At 60.5% G+C, this 21,453-nt stretch carries 15 protein-coding genes; 13 read left to right on the forward strand and 2 right to left on the reverse strand.

Going from position 1 to position 21,453, the window contains the following annotated elements; translation table 11 throughout:
• Positions 1-47 precede the first annotated feature (47 nt).
• Positions 48-1,478, forward strand: coding sequence for a PLP-dependent aminotransferase family protein (locus ABFB52_RS14785; protein ID WP_129972737.1), 1,431 nt, complete (start codon positions 48-50; stop codon positions 1,476-1,478).
• A 76-nt stretch (positions 1,479-1,554) separates the two neighbouring features.
• The gene (gene pgm, locus ABFB52_RS14790; RefSeq protein ID WP_102686197.1) at positions 1,555-3,201 is read left to right on the forward strand and encodes a phosphoglucomutase (alpha-D-glucose-1,6-bisphosphate-dependent); all 1,647 of its coding nucleotides are present in this window, start codon (positions 1,555-1,557) and stop codon (positions 3,199-3,201) included.
• A 61-nt stretch (positions 3,202-3,262) separates the two neighbouring features.
• Here pgm and ABFB52_RS14795 read toward each other — a convergent pair whose 3' ends face one another.
• The gene (locus ABFB52_RS14795) at positions 3,263-3,958 is read right to left on the reverse strand and encodes a pirin family protein (RefSeq protein WP_085683700.1); all 696 of its coding nucleotides are present in this window, start codon (positions 3,956-3,958) and stop codon (positions 3,263-3,265) included.
• A 278-nt stretch (positions 3,959-4,236) separates the two neighbouring features.
• Here ABFB52_RS14795 and ABFB52_RS14800 point away from each other — a divergent pair, with 278 nt between their 5' ends.
• The gene (locus ABFB52_RS14800) at positions 4,237-6,711 is read left to right on the forward strand and encodes a UvrD-helicase domain-containing protein (RefSeq protein ID WP_129972736.1); all 2,475 of its coding nucleotides are present in this window, start codon (positions 4,237-4,239) and stop codon (positions 6,709-6,711) included.
• A 57-nt stretch (positions 6,712-6,768) separates the two neighbouring features.
• Here the strand turns inward: ABFB52_RS14800 and ABFB52_RS14805 are convergent, their stop codons facing one another.
• Positions 6,769-7,041, reverse strand: a complete 273-nt coding sequence (locus tag ABFB52_RS14805; RefSeq protein ID WP_129972735.1) for a DUF1652 domain-containing protein — start codon at positions 7,039-7,041, stop codon at positions 6,769-6,771.
• 263 nt (positions 7,042-7,304) lie between these two features.
• Here ABFB52_RS14805 and ABFB52_RS14810 point away from each other — a divergent pair, with 263 nt between their 5' ends.
• From ABFB52_RS14810 to ABFB52_RS14855, 10 genes are all read left to right on the forward strand, one after another.
• The gene (locus tag ABFB52_RS14810) at positions 7,305-8,120 is read left to right on the forward strand and encodes a helix-turn-helix domain-containing protein (protein ID WP_085745727.1); all 816 of its coding nucleotides are present in this window, start codon (positions 7,305-7,307) and stop codon (positions 8,118-8,120) included.
• Positions 8,121-8,171: 51 nt separating this feature from the next.
• Entirely contained in the window at positions 8,172-9,578 is a 1,407-nt protein-coding gene (locus ABFB52_RS14815) for an FAD-dependent oxidoreductase (RefSeq protein WP_346836081.1), read from the forward strand.
• Positions 9,579-9,607: 29 nt separating this feature from the next.
• On the forward strand, positions 9,608-9,952 hold the full coding sequence (locus ABFB52_RS14820; RefSeq protein WP_102686193.1) for a cupin domain-containing protein: 345 nt from the start codon (positions 9,608-9,610) through the stop codon (positions 9,950-9,952).
• Between the two features lie 56 nt (positions 9,953-10,008).
• Entirely contained in the window at positions 10,009-11,094 is a 1,086-nt protein-coding gene (locus tag ABFB52_RS14825) for a polyamine ABC transporter substrate-binding protein (protein WP_007954580.1), read from the forward strand.
• Between the two features lie 387 nt (positions 11,095-11,481).
• Entirely contained in the window at positions 11,482-12,948 is a 1,467-nt protein-coding gene (locus tag ABFB52_RS14830; protein WP_102716848.1) for a serralysin family metalloprotease, read from the forward strand.
• Positions 12,949-13,041: 93 nt separating this feature from the next.
• Positions 13,042-13,461, forward strand: coding sequence for an AprI/Inh family metalloprotease inhibitor (locus ABFB52_RS14835; protein WP_158247722.1), 420 nt, complete (start codon positions 13,042-13,044; stop codon positions 13,459-13,461).
• Between the two features lie 158 nt (positions 13,462-13,619).
• Complete coding sequence (locus tag ABFB52_RS14840) at positions 13,620-15,419, forward strand: type I secretion system permease/ATPase (protein ID WP_085745721.1); 1,800 nt, start codon at positions 13,620-13,622, stop codon at positions 15,417-15,419.
• On the forward strand, positions 15,416-16,765 hold the full coding sequence (locus tag ABFB52_RS14845) for an HlyD family type I secretion periplasmic adaptor subunit (protein ID WP_085603749.1): 1,350 nt from the start codon (positions 15,416-15,418) through the stop codon (positions 16,763-16,765). Before ABFB52_RS14840 ends, ABFB52_RS14845 begins: the two co-directional genes overlap by 4 nt.
• A gap of 2 nt (positions 16,766-16,767) precedes the next feature.
• The gene (locus ABFB52_RS14850) at positions 16,768-18,129 is read left to right on the forward strand and encodes a TolC family outer membrane protein (protein ID WP_085745720.1); all 1,362 of its coding nucleotides are present in this window, start codon (positions 16,768-16,770) and stop codon (positions 18,127-18,129) included.
• 251 nt (positions 18,130-18,380) lie between these two features.
• Positions 18,381-21,332 (forward strand): autotransporter serine protease, encoded by a 2,952-nt coding sequence (locus ABFB52_RS14855; protein ID WP_129973757.1) that lies wholly within the window; start codon positions 18,381-18,383, stop codon positions 21,330-21,332.
• The last annotated feature ends 121 nt before the right edge of the window (positions 21,333-21,453 follow it).

Raw genomic sequence — 21,453 nt, forward strand, 5'->3', positions numbered from 1 at the left:
GGGATTTTGTCGCCCGATCACACGGACACCTCTGCGGACGTACGCTCATGAGTGAGCCGAGAGAATCTGATTTTGCCTACCAGGCGGTCTATCGCTACCTGACGCAACTGATCAGCGAGCCGGGCAACCAAGGGGCGATTCGACTGCCATCGTTAAGGCAGCTGGCCGAGCGGTTGAACGTTTCGATATCGACTATTCAATATGCTTACGCGCTACTGGAGAAAGAAGGCCGGGTCTATTCCGTCGCCAAATCCGGGTACTTCGCGCAGCCTGCATCGTCGGTCATGCCGCCCGGACGCGGCGGTGATTTGCTGGAAACGGTGTACGTCAACGCCAGATGCACTGGCATGCAGGTATTGAGCGCCGATGAGCCGGCGTCGATCCAGCCCCTCGATCGTCCGTTGCTGATGCTTGAACGAGAGCTGTTGCGCCAGTATCCCCGGCACCTGCAAACGCCGGTCCAGCCTTGCGGCGAGCTTGAGTTGCGCACGCTGCTGGCGGCGCGCTACACGTCATCGGCCGCTCATTGCTGGCACGCTGAAGACGTCTACATCGGTGCCGATCTGCGAGGAGTGCTGGAAATCCTGATCGCCGTCCTTGAGCTGCGCCACGCAACCGTGGTGATCGAATCGCCGTGTGACTGGATGATCCTGCGCCTTTTCCAGTCCGCCGAGGTTCAGGTGATCGAGTTGCCGCTACAGCCGGACGGGGCATTCGATCCGCAGAAACTCCAGAGACTGCTTGAAAGCGAGCGGGTGCGATTGATCCTGCTGTCCTCCAGATTGAACATGCCCCACGGTAGTCGTATCCCGCCGGCCAGCCGTGAAGCCATTGCGCATTTGCTGCTGAGTCATGGCACCTGGTTGCTGGAAAATGATTGCCACGGCGACTTGCTGGACGACGCCGAAGGGGAGCCGCTGCGCGAGTTGGTGGATCCCGACCGTCTGTTGGTGTTTTCCATGTTCGAAAAAATCATCGGGGTCGAAGCACCTTACGGTTTTGTCCTGTCGCGGCAATGGCGTGCGGACCTGCAGCGTCACTTCCTGCTGCGTTCGTTCCGCCTGTCACCGATCCGCCAGAAAGCCATTGCCCGGCTCTATGCGAGCGGGCGGGTCGACCAGCATCTGCCAGTGCTCAAGCACTTGCTCAGAGAGCGCCGAACGCAATGGATCGATTTGATACGTGAGCGTCTGGGCGACTTTCTGCAAATCGTGGAACCTGATGGCGGCGCAACAATCTGGCTGCATTCTGCGCGCCCGGTCGTGATGGATGCCGTGTTTCAACGGTTGCTCAAGCAGCACGTGCTGATTGCTCCGGGGGAGTTGTTCAGCCTCAGAGGGTTGCACGCGCAGCACATGCTTTTGAGCGCGATCGGTGGCACGGAACACGAGTTGTTAAGACTTGTCGGACTGCTTGGGGATGCGTTGCGACTGGCTCCGCGGACAGATGCGCGCAAACACTCGGCTTGTACGCAATAGACCCCATCGCACTCCGGACAAACTGCCAGTAAACTCCGGTGTAATTTCCTGAACCACTCTATTTCAGAGGTTTTGCATGACACTCAGTCCTTTTGCGGGCAAACCGGCACCGGCAGAACTGTTGGTCGACATCCCGCGACTGGTTACGGCGTATTACACCGGTCAACCCGACGCCTCGGTTTCCACCCAGCGCGTGGCGTTCGGCACCTCCGGGCACCGGGGCAGTTCCTTTGATTTGAGTTTCAACGAGTGGCACGTTCTGGCCATCAGCCAGGCGATCTGCCTGTATCGCGAAGCCCAGGGCATCACCGGGCCGCTGTTCGTCGGTATCGACACCCATGCGTTGTCGACCCCGGCCGGGGCCAGCGCCCTGGAAGTGCTGGCGGCCAACGGCGTGACCGTAATGATCGCCGAAGGCGATGAATACACGCCCACCCCGGCAGTCTCCCACGCCATTCTTTGCTACAACCGTGGTCGCACCACGGGCCTTGCCGACGGCATCGTCATTACGCCGTCGCACAACCCGCCTCAAAGCGGCGGCTACAAATACAACCCAACCAACGGCGGCCCGGCCGACACCCATATCACCAAGTGGATCGAAGCCAAGGCCAACGAACTGCTGGCCAACAAACTGGCCGGCGTCAAACGCATCAGCTACGAGCAAGCGCTCAAGGCCGAAACCACCCACCGTCACGACTACGTCAACACCTACGTCGCCGACCTGATCAACGTCATCGACTTCGATGCCATTCGCGGGGCCAAACTGCGCCTGGGCGTCGATCCGTTGGGCGGAGCAGGGGTGCGCTACTGGTCGGCGATTGCCGAGCACTATCGTCTGGACCTGGATGTGGTGAACAAGGAAGTCGATTCGACGTTCCGCTTCATGACCGTCGACTGGGACGGGCAGATCCGCATGGACCCATCGTCCAGCCATGCCATGCAAGGCCTGATCGGTCTGAAGGAACGCTTTGACGTGGCCTTCGCCTGCGATCCGGATCACGACCGCCACGGTATCGTCACACCGTCCGGCGGCCTGCTGGCACCGAATAACTACCTGGCGGTGTCGATCGACTACCTGTTCCAGAACCGTCCGCAATGGCGCGCCGATGCTGCCGTGGGTAAAACCGTGGTCAGCAGCGGTCTGATCGATCGCGTGGCCAAGCGTCTGGGCCGTCGCCTATATGAAGTACCGGTTGGCTTCAAATGGTTTGCCGATGGTCTGTTCGACGGCTCGCTGGGTTTTGGCGGCGAAGAAAGCGCCGGCGCCTCGTTCCTGCGCAAGGACGGCGGTGTCTGGAGCACTGACAAGGACGGTCTGATTCCAGCCCTGTTGGCCGCTGAAATGACTGCCCGTACCGGACGCGACCCAAGCCAGGCCTACCGTGCGCTGACCGATGAACTGGGCGAGCCGTTCTCGGTGCGTGTCGACGCCAAGGCCAATCCGGAACAGAAAGCGCTGCTGAGCAAACTGTCGCCGGAGCAGGTCACCTCGACCGAGCTGGCGGGCGAGAAGATCCAGAGCATTCTGAGCAAGGCTCCAGGCAACGATCAGGCCATTGGCGGCCTGAAAGTGATGACTGAAAACGGCTGGTTCGCTGCGCGCCCGTCGGGCACTGAAGACATCTACAAGATCTACGCTGAAAGCTTCATCGGCGACGGCCACCTCAAGCAACTGGTGGCTGAAGCACAAACCCTGGTAGACGGTGCAATCAGCACCCAATAAATCCAGACAACGGAAAAGGGCGACCCTGAGGTCGCCCTTTTTTGTGCCCGCGATTCGCCGATCAGGCCAGATCCACCAGCACGATCTCGCTGTCTTCCAGCGCCGTGACGGTCAACACCTGTTCATCAGCCACCGCCACACCGTCTCGAGCTTGTGCGCGCAAGCCGTTGACTTCAATGACGCCCGTGGCCGGAACCAGATAGGCACGACGCCCGGCATCGAGACGGTATTCAGCCGTTTCCCCGGCCTTGATATTGGCCGCCACCAAGCGCGCGTCGGCGCGGATGCGCAGGCTCTGATCGTCACCGTCCTTGCCGCTGGCGAGGGTCACGAAACCTTCGCGGTCGCCTTTCGGGAACGGTTTGGCGCCCCAGGACGGCGGTGCGCCGGTTTCGGTCGGCAGAATCCAGATCTGGAAGATCTTGGTGTCCGTGGCTTCCAGGTTGTATTCGCTGTGGGCGATTCCGGTGCCGGCGCTCATGACCTGCACGTCGCCAGCCTCGGTGCGGCCCTTGTTGCCCAGGTTGTCCTGGTGGCTGATCGCACCTTCACGCACGTACGTGATGATTTCCATGTCGCGGTGCGGGTGAGTAGGGAAGCCCGTGCCGGCGGCAATGATGTCGTCGTTCCACACGCGCAGGTTGCCCCAGCTCATACGTTGCGGATCGTAGTACTCGGCGAACGAAAAATGGTGATGGGCATCCAACCAGCCGTGATGGGCGCCGCCCAGCGAGCTGAAGGGTCTGAGTTCAAGCATGATCGTCTCCTCAAAAGGTTCGTCATGGGGCGCGATGCCTGAGCCACGAAGCGAGACCGGTGATTGATGGCAGCCATCATCTATCAGTCAACCATCGAGAAAAAGCGTAAAAACTGCGGCATTCCAATCGAATCGGTTGATATGAAAAAGGCTCGAAACCGTCTCATCCCACCTTCAATTCATCGCCTAAACCAATGACCTGTAAGCATTTCGCTAGAACAAAAAAGCAAATGCAGACACCATAGCCCTCAACAGCCTCACATCCGGAGTCCGTCAGCGTGGCGCAACACACCCCCGATCTTCCTCCCGAACTTCGTCCCTTGGCCGAGATGCCCTGGTTCAAACGCCTGGCGGCGCGTTTTCTTGGCCACGGTCTGACGCAACTGCGCGCCCAGCACCGGGCTTCGTGGTTGCACGGCCAGGCCGACGGCTTTCGCAGCGGGCATACCGCCGGCGTGGATTACGGGTACAAGGAAGGCAAGGCTGACGGGCTGGAGGAGGGTCGCCAGGTCTTGTTGATCCGCGACAGTCGCAATAACGAGCATCGCCCGCCGGGTATCGACAATCACTTGTTCGACGACTGGCGTCTGCCGCTCAGCGCAGAACTGAAGAAGCGCATGAAAGCCGATGTCGCGCGCCTGCTGCCAGCCCACGCCCAGCCAAGCGTGGCGCAATGGAAAATGATTTTCAGCGATACCCCGTCAACCTCGGTGATTGCCGGCGCCGGAGCCGGCAAGTCCACCACGCTGGTGCTGCGGATCGTGCTGCTGACTCACTACCTGGGCTTCGAGCTCGATTCGATGACCGTGGTGACATTCACCCGCGAGTCGCGCAAGGACTTCATCAACAAACTGATCGAACTGTTCGCATTGTGGGGCCGGGCACTCAGTCAGAAAGACGCGCGGGATCTGGTGCGTACGTTTCACTCGCGCATTTTGCCGATGGTTCGCAGTCTGCCGGGGTTCGAGCGCTTGCAGGCATTCGAAAACCTCAGCCAGCGCGCGCCGGGTGCGGATGAAGACGTCGACAGCAATCCGTTCGATCTGCGCATCAACGACGCACAGCGCCAGCAGCTCAACGCCTGCTACCACCGGCTCTACAAGGAAGACCCGCGCTTTGCGCAACTGATCCAGCCATTGTCCCGGCACGCCTTGCAGCTCAAGGAGCTGGAACGCGATCACCCGGACGTGCAAAAGCGCGTGGCAGTGACAGAGCTGGCGGCCCGGCGCGATGAAGAGCTGTGCGACATGATCGAGGACATGTGGCTCCGCGCCGGCGCCTGGCCGATCAAGGGTATCGAACCAAGCCGCGAGACTTTCGAAATCAACGGTGCTTCGTTCCATTGCCACGGCTACATTCCAAGCCTGGACGCCTGGGTCGTTCTGGGTTTCGACCCTCGGGAAAACCCGCAGGTCTGCCGTCCGAACGCCAAGCTGACGGTACGCGCGGAGTGGGCAGTCAAACGCACCCTGTTTCAAGCTTTCTGTCGTAAACCATTGATCTGGCTTGATAGTTACGAGTCATCAAAGCGTTTATTGGCCACGCTGGCAGGCGATGTCAGCGCCGGTCCCGGCTTCGATTACAAGGTCAAGGGCGAGCTCGCTTCCGCGCCGTTGCTCGACTGTTTTGTCGCCGCCGCAGGTTTCATCGAGAACCTGGGCCTGGATGTGCCGGACGCCGTTGGCCGTATGAGTTTCGCCAAGGACGATCCGGACCGGTTTTTCTTCGAAGCCTTGAGCCTGTTCTGGCGAGCGTTGGAAGACCATTTGCTGGATCAAAAACCGCCGGTCATGACCTACAACCGCATGTTCGCGCTGTTCAGCGAGCACTCACCGGAAAACTTCAAACTGCTCAGCGATGAGTTACTGCGGCCGATGTCGCACCTGATGATCGATGAGTTTCAGGACGTTTCACCGCAAATCGTCTCGTGGATTCGCGCCAGCCTCTCGGAAATCCGCAGTCGCGGGCCGGCCATGCACGTCGGACGAGGTGCACAGCGATCCTCGCTGCTTTGCGTAGGCGATGACTGGCAATCGATCTACGGCTGGCGCGGCAGTTCGCCGAGCTACTTCATGGAATTCAACAAGGAATTCCCGTCGCCGAGCACGACCCGGGTGATGCTCAGCGACAACTATCGCAGCCATCAGCACATCATCGACGCGGCAGAACACATCGTTCGTGCGGCACCGGCGATCCCGGGCAAGAAGGCCAAGGCCAGCGGCGAGGAGAGGCCGTTGCAACCAGTCAACGTGCTGGAACGCGACGATCAGGCACTCGGCCAGCGCCTTGCAGAACACTATCGAAAGGGCGATTCAATCCTGATGCTCTATCGAAAAAGCAGCGATAAGTTGTTGATAGAGCAGCATATTCAGTCTGTAGTTAATGTGGATTCGAGCTTGCCATACGAGTCCCGACGCCTGAAACAACTGACCTATCACAGCGCCAAAGGTCTCCAGGCCGACGCGGTCTTCCTGCTGGGCGATTGCCAGCACCTGACCAGTTCGCCATACAAGAATCAGGTGTATCGCATGGCCGGACTGGGCAAGGCTGGTGACAGCGAGCCGTACGACAGCGCGCAAAAAGACGAAATCCTGCGCCTGGCCTATGTCGGCATTACTCGTGCGGTCAGCCATTGCTACTGGTACGTCGAGCCGCAAGACACGCAGGCAGTCAACATGCCCCGGGCTTCGGACCGGGTCGCCAAAGGCAAACCGTTCTTCGTCGATCATCGTCCGGAAAAGAAAACGGCCTGAAACCAACGTCCATGAAAAAGCCCGCACAAAGCGGGCTTTTTATTTTAAATCAGCTAGTTATGCGTAACTCTTGAGAGATTCCGGAGGAATGAAAGTCTCCAGTTCGTCCTCGACGGCTTCGATTATTCGCTCCACATCCGCCGCGTTCATGACCGTGGCACAGGGAATGCCGGCGATCGCGATCAGGGTTTCGCCGCTGGCCCGATCGAACAGGCGCGCGACCAGACTGCCCGGCGCATCCATGGTCGCCTCGAAACCCATGGGATGAAAATGCCAGCGCATCAGCTGGCAGGCATTGGGAAACGTGACTTTGCTTGACCCTTTGTTCATGTGTTGCCCGCCTTCTTCATCGAGCGCTTCCGTTTGCTCATGTTAGGTGGGAAGAGCCTTCATTGGCTCAACCGGTGACTGCCTTTAAAAGTAGCATCTGAATGTGAAATTCCTGTGAGAATTTTCAGTTCATTTAGCGATTGCGAGGATTCTTTTGATGTAAGTCACGATCCACCCAATCGTCGCCAAAGTGCCATTACGGTCGGGTTGTTGATGCAACGCCAGAAGTTGGGCAAGCTCGGTTCTTTTTCCAAGAGTCCCTTATGCACGCCGATGATGACGGCCCGGAACAGACGCGGGCCACGGCCGAAACGGTCATGCGCTATCACCTGTGCTGGAAACACCGGGACCTGGATGGCGTGATGGCGCTGTACCACCCGGACATCCAGTACAACGATTTTTTCCAGAACCGCGTGCTCGGCCTCGACGAGTTGCGCGAGTACGTGCGGGTCAGCATGCCGCGCGAATCCGACGAAGCGCTGGAGCATTGCGACCGCATCCGCATCGACGGCAATACCGCATTCATTCAGTACGAAGTGACATTGCGCGGCGGCAACGGGCTGGTGTCGTTTCGCTCCAGCGAAGCGATCACGGTCAAGGACGGGCAGATCTGGCGGGTCAACGAATATGCTTCGCTGGTGCGCGAGCAGGCCGATAGCCCGACGACAAGCAGCCAGCGTCCGGCGGTGAGTCGACTGGGGCTGTCGCCGCGCCAGTTGAGTTTCATGGCCGATGACTTGCAGCAGTATTTCCAGCGTCAGCAGCCTTATCTCGACCCCGAGCTCGACCTGCAGCGGGTGGCGAAGGAGTGCGGGTACAGCCGCAATCAGATTTCCTATTTGCTCAATCAGGTGCTGGGGCAAAGTTTCTACCGCTACGTCAATCAGGCGCGTCTGCAACATCTATTGCAGTCGCTGGACAACGCCACGCCGCCGTTGCGCATCGATGAACTGGCCTTCGCCGCCGGTTTCAATTCGCTGTCGGCTTTCTATAGCTGCTTTCGCCAGCACACCGGCCAGTCGCCCAAGGCCTACGCGAAGCAAATTTCTTTGCGGACACGCGCGCAAGACAATCCCTGAGTTCTGCCTCTAGGATCGACGCCATCGAAACCTGGATTGGCGGAGTCTTGCATGCCGGCGTGGCGCACTATCAGTTTGTGGATGGACCAACTCGACGAGCCGCTGATCGCGCGCCCGTCGCTTGCGCAGGATCTGGACGTCGACGTGGCGATCATCGGTGCCGGTTACACCGGGCTGTGGACGGCGTACTACCTGAAACAACAGGCGCCAAACCTGAACATCGTCATCATCGAAGCGCAAACCGCCGGGTTTGGCGCGTCCGGTCGCAATGGCGGCTGGTTGATGGGCAATCTGCTGGGTGAAGATCGCCTGCTGGCGGGCCTCTCGCCACAACAACGCCGCGCTTCGTTCGATCTGTTGCACAGCATCCCTGATGAAGTCGAAGTCGTCCTCGAACGCGAAGGCATCGACTGCGATTACCGCAAAGGCGGGGTGTTGTACTGCGCCGCGCGTTATCCCGAGCAGGAAACCAGTCTTCGCGACTACCTGAAAAAGCTCCACGCTCAGGGCCTGACCGACGACGATTACCGCTGGCTCAGCCCCGAACAACTGGCGCAGCAGATCCGCATCGCCAAACCTTACGGCGGAATCTTCGCGCCACATGTGGCGACCATTCACCCAGCGAAACTGGTGCGCGGCCTGGCGCGAACCGTCGAAGGCATGGGGGTAAAGATCTACGAAAACAGCCCGGTGACCCATTGGCAGGCCGGCAGCCTGCGCACCGACAACGCCAGCGTGCGCAGCCGCTGGATCGTCCCGGCCATCGAAGGTTATTCCGTCACGCTGCCACCGCTGGGCCGTTATCAATTACCGGTGCAGAGCCTGATCGTCGCCACCGAGCCGTTGTCCGCCGCGACCTGGGATGCAATCGGCCTCAGCCGGGGGCAGGCGTTCAGCGAATTCAGTCGTCAGGTCACTTACGGCCAGCGTAGTGCCGATAACCGGCTGATTTTCGGCGCCCGTGGCGGTTATCAGTTCGCCGGCAAGTTGCGCCACAACTTCGACCTGACCCGTGATGAAGTCGACCTGCGTCGCTACCTGTTCGGCGAGCTGTTCCCGCAACTGAAAAACGTCCAGATCACCCACGCCTGGGGCGGCAACCTCGGCATGTCCCGGCATTTCAAGCCGCACATGCTCTGTGATCGGGCCAACGGCATCGCGCTGTCCGGCGGCTATGGCGGGGAGGGTGTCGGCGCTTCCAATCTGGGTGGGCGCACGCTTGCGGATCTGATTCTCGAGCGCGACACCGAGCTGACGCATCAGCCGTGGGTGCTGCCCGACGGCGGGATCCACGCGCTGCGGGCATGGGAGCCGGAACCGTGCCGCTGGCTCGGCTACAACGCGATCATCAAAAGCTTCGTCCACGAAGACCAGACCCTGGCCAACCCGGCGACTGCGCCCTGGCGGCGCAAGCTTGCCAGCCAGGTGGCCGGGTTCATGGAAGGTTTCATGCACTAATCGTTGTTTACTAGCAGACAGGTAACGCCATGAGCATCACCCAATTCAAGAACACCGCCACGTTGCAGCTGGAAGAATCCAACCCGGTGGCCGTGCCGCTCGGCACGCCGGTGGCGATTGCCTCGACCACCAGCGTCGAGCGCGACGACGGCGTCGAGACCGGCGTCTGGGAATGCACCCCCGGTCGCTGGCGCCGTCAGATCACCGCTCAGGAGTTCTGCCATTTCATTTCCGGTCGCTGCACGTTCACCCCGGACGACGGCGGCGAAACCCTGCACATACAAGGTGGCGACGCACTGATGTTGCCGGCCAACACGCTCGGGATCTGGGACATCGAAGAAACCGTGCGCAAGACCTATGTCCTGATTTTCTGACGTTTTGATCCTTTTGATTGCCTGCCAACAACAATAGCCAATACAGGAATCGATCCATGATCCGAAAGACCCTCGCACTCGCACCCTTGATGCTCGCCGTCTCCCTCGCTCAGGCGGCGGATACGGTCAAGGTTTACAACTGGTCCGACTACATAGCACCGGACACCGCCAAGAACTTCGAAAAGGCCAGCGGCATTGGCGTCACCTATGACGTCTACGACAGCAACGAAACTCTCGACGGCAAGTTGATGACCGGTAAATCCGGTTACGACGTGGTGTTTCCGTCCAACCACTTCATGGCGCGGCAAATCGAAGGCGGGGCGCTGAAGAAGCTCGACAAGAGCCAGTTGCCGAACTGGAAGAACCTCAACCCGGTATTGCTCAAGGCCTTGCAGACCAACGATCCGGGTAACGAACACGGCTTTCCGTACCTGTGGGGCAGCACCGGCATCGGCTATAACATCGCCAAGGTCAAAGCCGTGCTGGGTGACAACGCGCCGGTCGACTCCTGGGATCTGATCTTCAAACCCGAATACATGGAAAAACTGCAGAAATGCGGCGTGGCGATCCTCGACAACGGCCCGGAACTGCTGCCGGCGGCGCTCAACTACCTGGGTTTGCCGCATCACAGCAAGAATCCCGAGGACTACAAGAAAGCTGAAGCGCTGCTGATGAAAGTGCGGCCTTATGTCAGCTATTTCCATTCCTCGAAGTACACCAGCGATCTGGCCAATGGCGATATTTGCGTGGCGGTCGGTTTCTCCGGCGACATCCTGCAGGCGGAAAACCGCGCCAAGGAAGCGAAGAACGGCATCGAAATCGGCTACGAGATTCCCAAGGAAGGCGCCGCCATCTGGTTCGACATGGTCGCCATGCCCGCCGACGCACCGGACGAGAAGGCCGGCTACGCGTTCATGAACTACCTGCTGCAGCCCGACGTAATGGCCGGCATCAGCAACTACGTGCACTACGCCAATGGCAACGAACAGGCCGACAGCCTGATCGACCCGGCGATCAAGAACGACACCAAGGTTTATCCGAGCCCGGAAATGATGGGCAAGCTGTTCGCACTGGAAGCGATGCCGCTGAATATCGACCGGATTCGCACGCGGGTGTGGAACAAGATTCGTACTGGCAGCTGAAGAAAACAGGCGAGGGCGGTACAGCCCTCGCCTGAATATGTTCTGTTGGATCAACTTGATATCAAACCACTGGCATTGCACCGATAAAGTGCAGCAAAGTGAGACGTTGCTAACAAAAAACAACTTACCGATATTTAATATTTAAATAAGAAATCGTCAGACAATTAGGCAAATTCACCACACTTACAAACTTCTTTCGGCAGCACGCGCTTTGTTTACGGGAGTTTTCCGGAACAGTTCAATTTGATCTCAAAAAAACGCTAGACGTTAGATTTCAAATTGTGTCAGGTTTCTTACGCCTTCATTGGGCGAGTGATAGGACAATCTCGCCAGAGGTTGTCGCTATCGGACAAAAACTGTTCCATTGCTAAACAAGGAAGTGTGTTTATGTCGAAAGTAAAAGCTAACGCTATTGATACCGCCGAACAGGCTTTCCAGCTGGGCGCGGCGCCGGAACCACTGGCGGCAACCAGCACGGCGTATAACCAGATCAATAGCTTCAGCCATCAGTACGATCGTGGCGGCAACCTCACGGTCAATGGCAAACCCTCTTTTTCCGTCGACCAGGCCGCAACCCAGTTGCTGCGTGACGGCGCTGCCTACCAGGACAAGGATGGCAGCGGCAAGATCGAACTCACCTACACGTTCCTGACTTCGGCATCGTCCAGCACGATGAACAAGCACGGGATCACCGGGTTCAGTCAGTTCAGTGCTCAACAGAAAGCCCAGGCCGTACTCGCCATGCAATCCTGGGCCGATGTGGCCAACGTCACCTTCACCGAGAAAGCCTCGGGCGGTGACGGCCACATGACCTTCGGTAACTACAGCGGTGGCCAGGATGGCGCTGCAGCGTTCGCTTATCTGCCAGGCACTGGCGCCGGTTACGACGGCACGTCGTGGTACCTGATCAACAGTGGCTACACGCAAAACAAAAATCCGGATCTGAACAACTACGGTCGTCAGACCCTGACCCACGAAATCGGCCACACCCTTGGCCTGGCGCACCCGGGCGACTACAACGCCGGCAACGGCAACCCGACCTACAATGACGCGACCTACGGGCAAGACACCCGCGGCTACAGCGTCATGAGCTACTGGAGCGAAAGCAACACCAGCCAGAACTTCAGCAAGGGCGGCGTGGAAGCTTATTCCTCCGGCCCGCTGATGGATGACATCGCAGCGATCCAGAAGCTCTACGGCGCCAACCTCACCACCCGTACCGGTGACACCACCTACGGCTTCAACTCCAACGCCGGTCGCGATTTCCTCAGCGCCTCGTCGTCGGCCGACAAGCTGGTGTTCTCGGTGTGGGATGCGGGCGGCAAGGACACCTTCGACTTCTCGGGTTTCACCCAGAACCAGAAGATCAACCTCAATGAAGCCTCGTTCTCCGACGTTGGCGGCCTGGTGGGCAACGTGTCCATCGCCAAGGGCGTCACCATCGAGAACGCGATCGGCGGTTCGGGCAACGACCTGCTGATCGGCAACAGCGCGGCCAACGAGCTCAAGGGTGGTGCCGGCAACGACATCATCTGGGGCGCCGGCGGTGCGGACAAGCTGTGGGGCGGCGCAGGTTCGGACACCTTTGTGTTCGCGGCCAGCTCTGACTCCAAGCCGGGTGCGATCGATCAGATCCTCGATTTCGTCAGCGGTCTCGACAAAATCGACCTGACCGGTATCACCAAGGGCGCAGGCCTGCACTTCGTCAGCGCCTTCACCGGCGCGGCGGGTGATGCGGTTCTGACGTCCTCGGGCGGCAACAGCCTGTTGTCGGTGGACTTCTCCGGGCACGGCGTGGCTGATTTCCAGGTCAGCACCGTTGGCCAGGCGGCCACCAGCGATATCGTGGCGTGATGTAACACGGGAAAGCGGTGCGTTATGCGCCGCTTTCTTCGCTTGCTTCGTCTCGCTACGTGCGCAAGGCTACACGCCGGAGTGAAATTTCCTATGATTCGAAACCCTTTTTCCCGCATGGCAGTCACCTGTTTCATGCCGATGCTGATGATTTCTGGAGAAACAACCATGGCAAGCAGCCTCAGACTCGAAGATCCATCGGTATTCGCCGGGCACTGGCAGGCGACGCTGACCGCCGCCCATGACGCTCCCGAAGCACAGGCACTGCAAGACAAACCTTCCAACACCTGCCAGATCGACCTTGAGCCGAACCAGACACTGGGCCACGGCGCCGACTGTCTGAGCGCCTGGCTACAGGAAAACGCCATCGGCTGGTTTCCCGATCCGGACGGTCTTTCGATCACTGGCAAGGAAGGCTCCAGAATTCTTTTTTTCGGCCGACAACATGACGGACTTTATTCCAGTACTTTGAAGTCGGGTCTGATCGTGACGCTCAAGCGTGTCGAGCAATAACGCAGCGAATATAAAGAAGTACCCGACAGTTATAAGTATTCGAAAAAGTTGTTATGAAAATGTAAGCGGGTACTTGCAAGTCATCTCTCGCAGGTAAGCGAAATAACAATTGAGCGCTCGTCACTTTTGGGCGGGTTCAATCATTTCAGGAAGAATCAATGAAGATGGCGAAGGCCCCAGCCACTGCTCCCTTATTCAAGGCCTTGGGTGACTATAAAAGCATTCTGATCAGCGTCGGATGTTTTACCGCATTGATAAACGTGCTGATGCTGGTGCCCTCCATATATATGCTCCAGGTCTATGACCGGGTGCTGTCTTCGCAGAACGAAACCACCCTGGCGATGCTGTCGCTGATGGTCGTCGGTTTCTTCGCCTTCATCGGTCTGCTGGAAGTGGTGCGCAGTTTTATCGTGATCCGCATCGGCAGCCAGTTGGAGCGCCGATTCAACCTGCGGGTCTATCAGGCGGCCTTCGAGCGCAACCTGTTCAAGGGCGAGGGTAACGCCGGGCAGTCCCTGGGCGACCTGACCCACATTCGCCAGTTCGTCACCGGGCCTGCGCTGTTCGCATTCTTTGATGCGCCGTGGTTCCCGGTCTACCTGTTCGTGATTTACCTGTTCAACGTCTGGCTCGGCGTGCTGGCCACGGCGGGTGCGCTACTGCTGATCGCGCTGGCGTGCCTGAACGAATACATGACCAAAAAGCCGCTGGGCGAAGCTGCCGGCTACTCGCAGAAATCCAGCCAGTTGGCCACCAGCCACCTGCACAACGCCGAAACCATTCAAGCCATGGGCATGCTCGGTGCCTTGCGCAAGCGTTGGTTCCAGGTGCATTCGCGCTTTCTTGGCCTGCAGAATCAGGCCAGCGACACTGGCGCAGTCATCAGCTCGCTGAGCAAAACCTTGCGTCTGTGCCTGCAATCGCTGGTGCTGGGCCTTGGCGCACTGTTGGTGATCAAGGGTGATATGACCGCCGGGATGATGATCGCCGGCTCGATCCTGATGGGTCGGGTACTGAGCCCGATCGACCAGTTGATCGCCGTGTGGAAGCAGTGGAGCGGGGCGAAGCTGGCTTACCGTCGCCTCGATGCGTTGCTGCAGGCCTTCCCGCCGAGCGATGACGCCATGGCGCTGCCGGCGCCGAAAGGCCAGATCACCTTCGAACAAGTCAGCGCCGGTCCTCCCGGCCAGCGCGCCGCAACTCTGCATATGGTCAATTTCAACCTGGGGGCCGGTGAAGTGTTGGGCGTGCTCGGTGCCTCCGGCTCCGGCAAGTCGACCCTGGCGCGTGTGCTGGTCGGCGTATGGCCGGCGCTTGGCGGCACGGTGCGTCTGGACGGCGCCGACATCCACCGCTGGAACCGCGATCAGCTCGGCCCGTACATCGGCTACCTGCCACAGGACATCGAGCTGTTCAGCGGCAGCATCGCCGAGAACATCGCCCGCTTCAGTGAAGCCGATCCGCAAAAGGTTGTGGCCGCCGCGCAACAGGCCGGCGTGCACGAACTGATCCTGCGCATGCCGCAAGGCTACGACACCCAACTGGGCGAGGATGGCAGCGGTCTGTCCGGCGGCCAGAAACAGCGCGTGGCCCTGGCCCGTGCACTGTACGGCAACCCGAGCCTGGTGGTGCTGGACGAGCCGAATTCCAACCTCGACACCGTCGGCGAAGCCGCGTTGTCCAGCGCGATCGTGCAGCTCAAGGCCCAGGGCACCACCGTAGTGCTGGTGACGCACCGTTCTTCGGTGCTGGCCCAGGCCGACAAGCTGCTGGTGCTCAACGACGGTCGCCTGCAAGCCTTCGGCCCGAGCCACGATGTGCTCAAGGCGCTGTCCGCAAACCAGCCCGGCAATCAGCCCGGCAACCCATCACAACACAATGAAAAACCTGCGCAAGCACCGGCCGGGCTCAGCATGAGCCGACAGTATCAGCCGACGACAAGGAATTCGGGTGTATGAGCAGCGCGAGCATGAACACGCAAAACGAAGCGACGATGGAACACGCGTACATCACCGAACGCCCGGAGCGCGATGCAAAATTCTTCGCCCGCATGGGCTGGATTCTGGCGCTGGTCGGTGCCGGCAGTTTCTTCACCTGGGCGGCATTGGCGCCGCTGGATCAAGGCATTCCGGTGCAGGGCACCGTGGTGGTGTCGGGCAAGCGCAAAGCCGTGCAGTCGATGAGCAGCGGCGTAGTCAGCCGGATTCTGGTGCGCGAAGGCGAAATTGTTAAGCAGGGCCAGCCGCTGTTCCGGCTCGACCAGACCCAGGTCGCCGCCGACGTGCAATCGCTGCAGGCGCAGTACCGCATGGCCTGGGCCAGCCTGGCGCGCTGGCAGGCCGAGCGTGACAACCTCAAGCAAGTGACGTTTCCGGCCGAGCTGAGCGACAACGCCGATCCGCGCCTGGCACTGGTGCTGGAAGGCCAGCGGCAATTGTTCAGCAGCCGCCGCGAAGCGTTCTCCCGCGAGCAAGCCGCCCTGCGCGCCAGCATCGAAGGCGCCACCGCGCAACTGGCCGGCATGCGCCGCGCCCGTACTGACCTCAACGCGCAGGCTGACTCGCTGCAACAACAGTTGAGCAACCTGCAACCGCTGGCTGACAACGGCTACATCCCGCGCAACCGCTTGATGGAATACCAGCGCCAGTTGTCGCAGGTCCAGCAACAACTGGCCGAAAACACCGGCGAAAGTGGCCGGGTCGAGCAGGGCATTCTTGAGTCCCGCCTGAAGCTGCAACAGCACGGTGAGGAATACCAGAAGGAAGTCCGCACCCAACTGGCCGACGCGCAACTGAAAAGCGTCACGCTGTCCGAGCAACTGACTTCCGCCGGTTTCGACCTGCAACACAGCGAAATCCTTGCTACCGCCGACGGCGTGGCGGTCAACCTCGGCGTACACACCGAGGGCGCCGTGGTGCGTCAGGGCGAAACCCTGCTGGAAATCGTCCCGCAAGGCACGCGCCTGGAAGTCGAAGGACACCTGCCGATCAACCTGATCGACAAGGTCGGCACACACCTGCCGGTCGACATCCTGTTCACCGCGTTCAACCAGAGCAAGACGCCACGAGTGCCCGGCGAAGTCAGCCTGATTTCCGCCGACCAGATGGTCGACGAGAAAACCGGCGTGCCGTACTACGTGTTGCGCAGCAGCGTCAGCGATCAGGCCATGGAAAAACTCAACGGTCTGGTGATCAAGCCCGGCATGCCGGCGGAAATGTTCGTGCGCACTGGCGAACGTTCACTCCTCAACTACCTGTTCAAGCCGCTGCTCGACCGCGCCGGTTCCGCGTTGACCGAAGAATAAGGATGTTCGGCTGTATGAATAAGCTTTCCATGCTGGCGGCAGCGTTCGCGCTGCTCGCGGGCAACAGTGCAATGGCGGCCATGGGGCCGTTCGAGATCTACGAACAGGCGTTGCGCAATGACCCGGTGTTCCTCGGCGCGATCAAGGAACGCGACGCAGGCCTTGAAAACCGCGCCATCGGCCGCGCCGGCCTGTTGCCGAAACTGGGTTACAACTACAACAAGGGCCGCAACTCGTCGAAAGCCACGTCCCTCGACGAACGCGCGCGCAATCGCACCGATGACCGCAACTACAGCAGCTACGGCTCGAGCCTGACCCTGCAACAACCGTTGCTCGACTACGAAGCCTACGCGGCGTATCGCAAAGGTGTGGCCCAGTCGCTGTTTGCCGACGAAAACTTTCGCGGCAAGAGCCAGGAACTGCTGGTTCGCGTACTGGACAACTACACCAAGGCTTTGTTTGCCCAAGATCAGATCGACATCGCGCAGGCCAAGAAGAAGGCGTACGAGCAGCAGTTCCAGCAGAACGAGCACATGTTCAAGCAGGGCGAGGGCACTCGCACCGACATCCTCGAAGCCGAGTCGCGTTACGAACTGGCGACCGCCGAGGAAATCGAGGCCCGCGACGAGCAGGACGCCGCGCTACGGGAGTTGGGCGCATTGGTAGGCGTGCCGGCGATGGACATCAGTGATCTGGCACCGCTGGATCAGAATTTCCAGACATTCGCCTTGATGCCGGCCAACTACGACACCTGGCACGAACTGGCAGTCAGCAACAACCCGAACCTCGCGTCGCAGCGTCAGGCGGTGGAAGTGGCGCGGTACGAAGTCGAGCGCAACCGCGCCGGGCACCTGCCGAAAGTCAGCGCTTACGCCACGATGCGCCAAAACGAATCGGAAAGCGGCAACACCTACAACCAGCGTTACGAAACCAACACCATCGGTTTCGAAGTCAGCGTGCCGTTGTATGCCGGCGGCGGCGTGTCGGCCTCGACCCGCCAGGCCAGCCGCACCATGGAACAGGCCGAATACGAACTGGACGGCAAGACCCGTGAGACGCTGATCGAATTGCGTCGCCAGTTCAGTGCGTGCCTGTCCGGGGTCAACAAGCTGCGCGCCTATCAAAAGGCCCTGGCCTCGGCCGAAGCGCTGGTCGTGTCGACCAAGCAAAGCATTCTCGGTGGCGAGCGAACCAACCTCGACGCACTGAACGCCGAACAACAACTATTTACCACCCGCCGTGATTTGGCCCAGGCACGCTATGACTACCTCATGGCCTGGACGAAGTTGCATTACTACGCGGGCACCTTGAGCGAACAGGATCTGGCGCGGGTGGATGAGGCGTTTGGGGTGGCTCGACGTTGATGTGCATGGCTTCAGAGCGGCCCTCACCCTAACCCTCTCCCGGAGGGAGAGGGGACTGATCGGGGGATATTTTGGACGTACACCGACCTGATCGGGCGTCACCGAATCCAGCATCGACCCGGTTTTTCAGGTCGATGTATGACGCAAGACACCTCGATCAGCTCCCTCTCCTTGGGGAGAGGGCTGGGGTGAGGGGAATGGGCAACACCGCAGAATCAACCTGCATAAAACAATAAAAGTGAGTGGAGAACATGGACGTACGCATCAAGCCGGTTTCGGTCGGTACCCTGCTGCTTGTGATTTCTTCGACCCAGGCTCAGGCGCAGTACCTGGAATCCGGACAACCCGGCGATCCGGCCAGTTGGCGCAGCGCCGAATTCCAGCGTGACTGGGGACTGGACCGGATGCAGGCCGATCAGGCCTACGCCGCCGGCATTACCGGCAAGGGCGTGAAAATCGGCGCGCTGGACTCCGGTTTCGACGCCGCCCATCCCGAGTTCGCCCGTGACCGCTATCACCCGGTACTGGCCAGCGGCAGCTATATCGACGGCTCGCTGTTCAACGTCAACGGCACCCTCAACCCGAACAACGACTCCCACGGCACCCACGTGGTCGGCACCATGGGCGCATCCCGTGACGGCAGCGGCATGCATGGCGTGGCGTACAACGCGCAAATCTACGTCGGCAACACCAACAAGAACGACAGTTTCCTGTTCGGCCCCAACCCGGACCCGCGCTACTTCAAAGCGGTGTACGACGCCCTGGCTGATGCCGGTGTGCGTGCGATCAACAACAGTTGGGGCAGCCAGCCGCCGGATGTCAGCTATCGAACCCTCACGGATCTGCACGCCGCTTACGCCCAGCACTGGAACAAAGGCACCTGGCTCGACGCAGCGGCGGACGTTTCCCGTCGTGGCGTGATCAACGTGTTCAGCGCCGGCAACAGCGGTTACCCGAATGCCAGCGTGCGCTCGGCGCTGCCGTACTTTCAGCCGGATCTGGAAGGTCACTGGCTGGCGGTTTCGGGACTCGATCAAAGCAATCAGCAGAAGTACAACCAGTGCGGAATCGCCAAGTACTGGTGCATCACCACGCCGGGGGCGAAGATCGACAGCACCATTCCCGACGGCGGTTATGCGATCAAGTCCGGCACGTCGATGGCCGCGCCGCACGCCACCGGCGCACTGGCGCTGGTGATGGAGCGCTACCCGTACATGAACAACCAGCAGGCTCTCGAAGTGCTGCTGACCACGGCTACGCAACTCGATGGCTCGGTGACCGACGCGCCCACCGAGCGAGTCGGCTGGGGCGTAGCCAACCTGTACCGGGCGATGCGCGGTCCGGGGCAATTGCTCGGAGCGTTCGACGCCAACCTGGCAGCCGGGCAGAGCGATGTCTGGAGCAATGACATCAGCGACAAGGCGCTGATCCAGCGCCAGGGCGAAGACCTCGCCGAACACAGCGCCTGGCAGCAAACCCTGCAAAACAAAGGCTGGCAGAACGGCGTATCGGCCGGCGCCAGTCAACAGGATCAGACCGATTACGCCGTGGGCATGGCTCGCGATGCAGCGGCGGCCAGTCGGGTGTATCAGGGCAGTCTGATCAAGTCCGGCGACGGGCGACTGGTTCTGACCGGTAACAACAGCTATCGCGGGCCGACCACGGTCAATGGCGGTCTGCTGACGGTGAACGGTTCGCTGACTTCGGCCGTGACCGTCAACGACGGCGGCACCCTCGGCGGATCCGGGCGGATCGGCGCGTTGACCGCCAACAGCGGCGGCCGGGTAGCACCGGGCAATTCGATCGGTACGTTGAACGTCGCCGGTGACGTGACCTTCGCGCCGGGTTCGACCTACGCCGTGGAGTTATCTCCCACCAGCAGCGACCGCATCGTTGCCGGCGGCACTGCGTCCATCAACGGCGCCACCGTGAGCCTGTCGCTGGAAAACAGTCCGACGCTGCTCAGCACCACCGAGGCCAGAAGCCTGCTCGGCCGGCAGTACGACATTCTGCAAGCGGCGGGTGGCATTCAGGGGCGGTTCGGTGCGGTGCTGCCGGATTATCTGTTCATCGGTGGCGGCCTGGCCTACAGCGACAACGGCATCGGCTTGAATGTCGAGCGCAACGCGACATCGTTCGCCAGCGTGGGCCAGACACCGAATCAACGTGCTGTGGCTGCCGCCGTGGAAGGCATGGGCGCGGGCAGTTCGGTTTACGAAAGCCTGTTGTTGTCGGCCACCGCCGGTGACGCGCAACAAGCCTTTCAACAGTTGAGTGGCGAAATCTATCCGGCCCTCGGGTCGGTGCTGATCAACGACAGCCGGCAACTGCGCGACGCCATTGGCGAACGCCTACATGACTCGAATGCCGCGCAAAACAACGGCTGGATCAAGGCCCTCGGCGCCTGGGGTACAACCGATTCGCAGCACGACACCGCTGGATACAGCACGTCGATTGGCGGCCTGCTGGCCGGTGTCGACGGAGCGGTCGACGAGCAGACCCGCATCGGTCTGGTCACCGGTTACAGCGACAGCTCGCTGAGCATGGGCTCGGGCACGCATTCCTCAGCCAAAGTCGACAGCTATCACCTCGGCGCCTACGCCGGTCACGACATCGGCGCCTGGCGCCTGAGCACCGGCGCGGCCTATAGCTGGCATCGCGCCGATGTGAAACGCGACTTGCAGTACGGCAACGTCAGCGCCAGGCAAAAAGCCAAGGTCGATGCCGCCACCACTCAGGTATTCGGCGAAGCGGCTTATCGACTGAACCTGCAACCGCTGGCCCTGGAGCCGTTCGCCAACCTGGCCTACGTGCACCTCGACACCGACGGCTTCACCGAGAAGGGCGACGCCGCCGCGCTGAAAAGCGGCGGCGACCAGCGCGACGCGGTGTTGAGCACCCTCGGCGTGCGGGCGATCAAGACCTTCGACCTGCCGTCCGCGCAGAAGCTGCAAGTGAGCGGACACCTGGGCTGGCAGCACAGCCTGACCGACATCGACTCCGAACAGCATTTGCGTTTTGCCAGCGGCAGCGCGCCGTACACGGTCGAAAGCTCGCCACTGGTGCGCGACGCCGCACTGGTCGGCGTGCAGGCCAGCCTGGCACTGACCCGCGACGTGCGGGTGAACCTCGATTACACCGGACAACTGGCCAGCCGCGAGAAGCAGCATGGCGTGGGCCTGAGCCTGAACTGGCAGTTCTAGACACACGGATGATCGTTCCCACGTCGAGGCGTCGAACCGTCTGCGTGGGAATGCCTCTAGGGACGCTCCGCGTCCAGTGACGCGGAGCGTCACGGGCTGCGTTCCCACGCGGGAGCGTGGG

The sequence above is a fragment of the Pseudomonas sp. 9.2(2024) genome (genome assembly GCF_039695385.1).
GTDB lineage: Bacteria > Pseudomonadota > Gammaproteobacteria > Pseudomonadales > Pseudomonadaceae > Aquipseudomonas > Aquipseudomonas paraglycinae.

Coding starts and splice junctions, on each gene's coding strand:
- ABFB52_RS14785 (WP_129972737.1), top strand. CDS start 48: ATGAGTGAGCCGAGAGAATCTGATTTTGCCTACCAGGCGGTCTATCGC.
- pgm (WP_102686197.1), top strand. CDS start 1,555: ATGACACTCAGTCCTTTTGCGGGCAAACCGGCACCGGCAGAACTGTTG.
- ABFB52_RS14795 (WP_085683700.1), bottom strand. CDS start 3,958: ATGCTTGAACTCAGACCCTTCAGCTCGCTGGGCGGCGCCCATCACGGC.
- ABFB52_RS14805 (WP_129972735.1), bottom strand. CDS start 7,041: ATGAACAAAGGGTCAAGCAAAGTCACGTTTCCCAATGCCTGCCAGCTG.
- ABFB52_RS14810 (WP_085745727.1), top strand. CDS start 7,305: ATGCACGCCGATGATGACGGCCCGGAACAGACGCGGGCCACGGCCGAA.
- ABFB52_RS14815 (WP_346836081.1), top strand. CDS start 8,172: ATGCCGGCGTGGCGCACTATCAGTTTGTGGATGGACCAACTCGACGAG.
- ABFB52_RS14820 (WP_102686193.1), top strand. CDS start 9,608: ATGAGCATCACCCAATTCAAGAACACCGCCACGTTGCAGCTGGAAGAA.
- ABFB52_RS14825 (WP_007954580.1), top strand. CDS start 10,009: ATGATCCGAAAGACCCTCGCACTCGCACCCTTGATGCTCGCCGTCTCC.
- ABFB52_RS14830 (WP_102716848.1), top strand. CDS start 11,482: ATGTCGAAAGTAAAAGCTAACGCTATTGATACCGCCGAACAGGCTTTC.
- ABFB52_RS14835 (WP_158247722.1), top strand. CDS start 13,042: ATGATTCGAAACCCTTTTTCCCGCATGGCAGTCACCTGTTTCATGCCG.
- ABFB52_RS14840 (WP_085745721.1), top strand. CDS start 13,620: ATGAAGATGGCGAAGGCCCCAGCCACTGCTCCCTTATTCAAGGCCTTG.
- ABFB52_RS14845 (WP_085603749.1), top strand. CDS start 15,416: ATGAGCAGCGCGAGCATGAACACGCAAAACGAAGCGACGATGGAACAC.
- ABFB52_RS14850 (WP_085745720.1), top strand. CDS start 16,768: ATGTTCGGCTGTATGAATAAGCTTTCCATGCTGGCGGCAGCGTTCGCG.
- ABFB52_RS14855 (WP_129973757.1), top strand. CDS start 18,381: ATGGACGTACGCATCAAGCCGGTTTCGGTCGGTACCCTGCTGCTTGTG.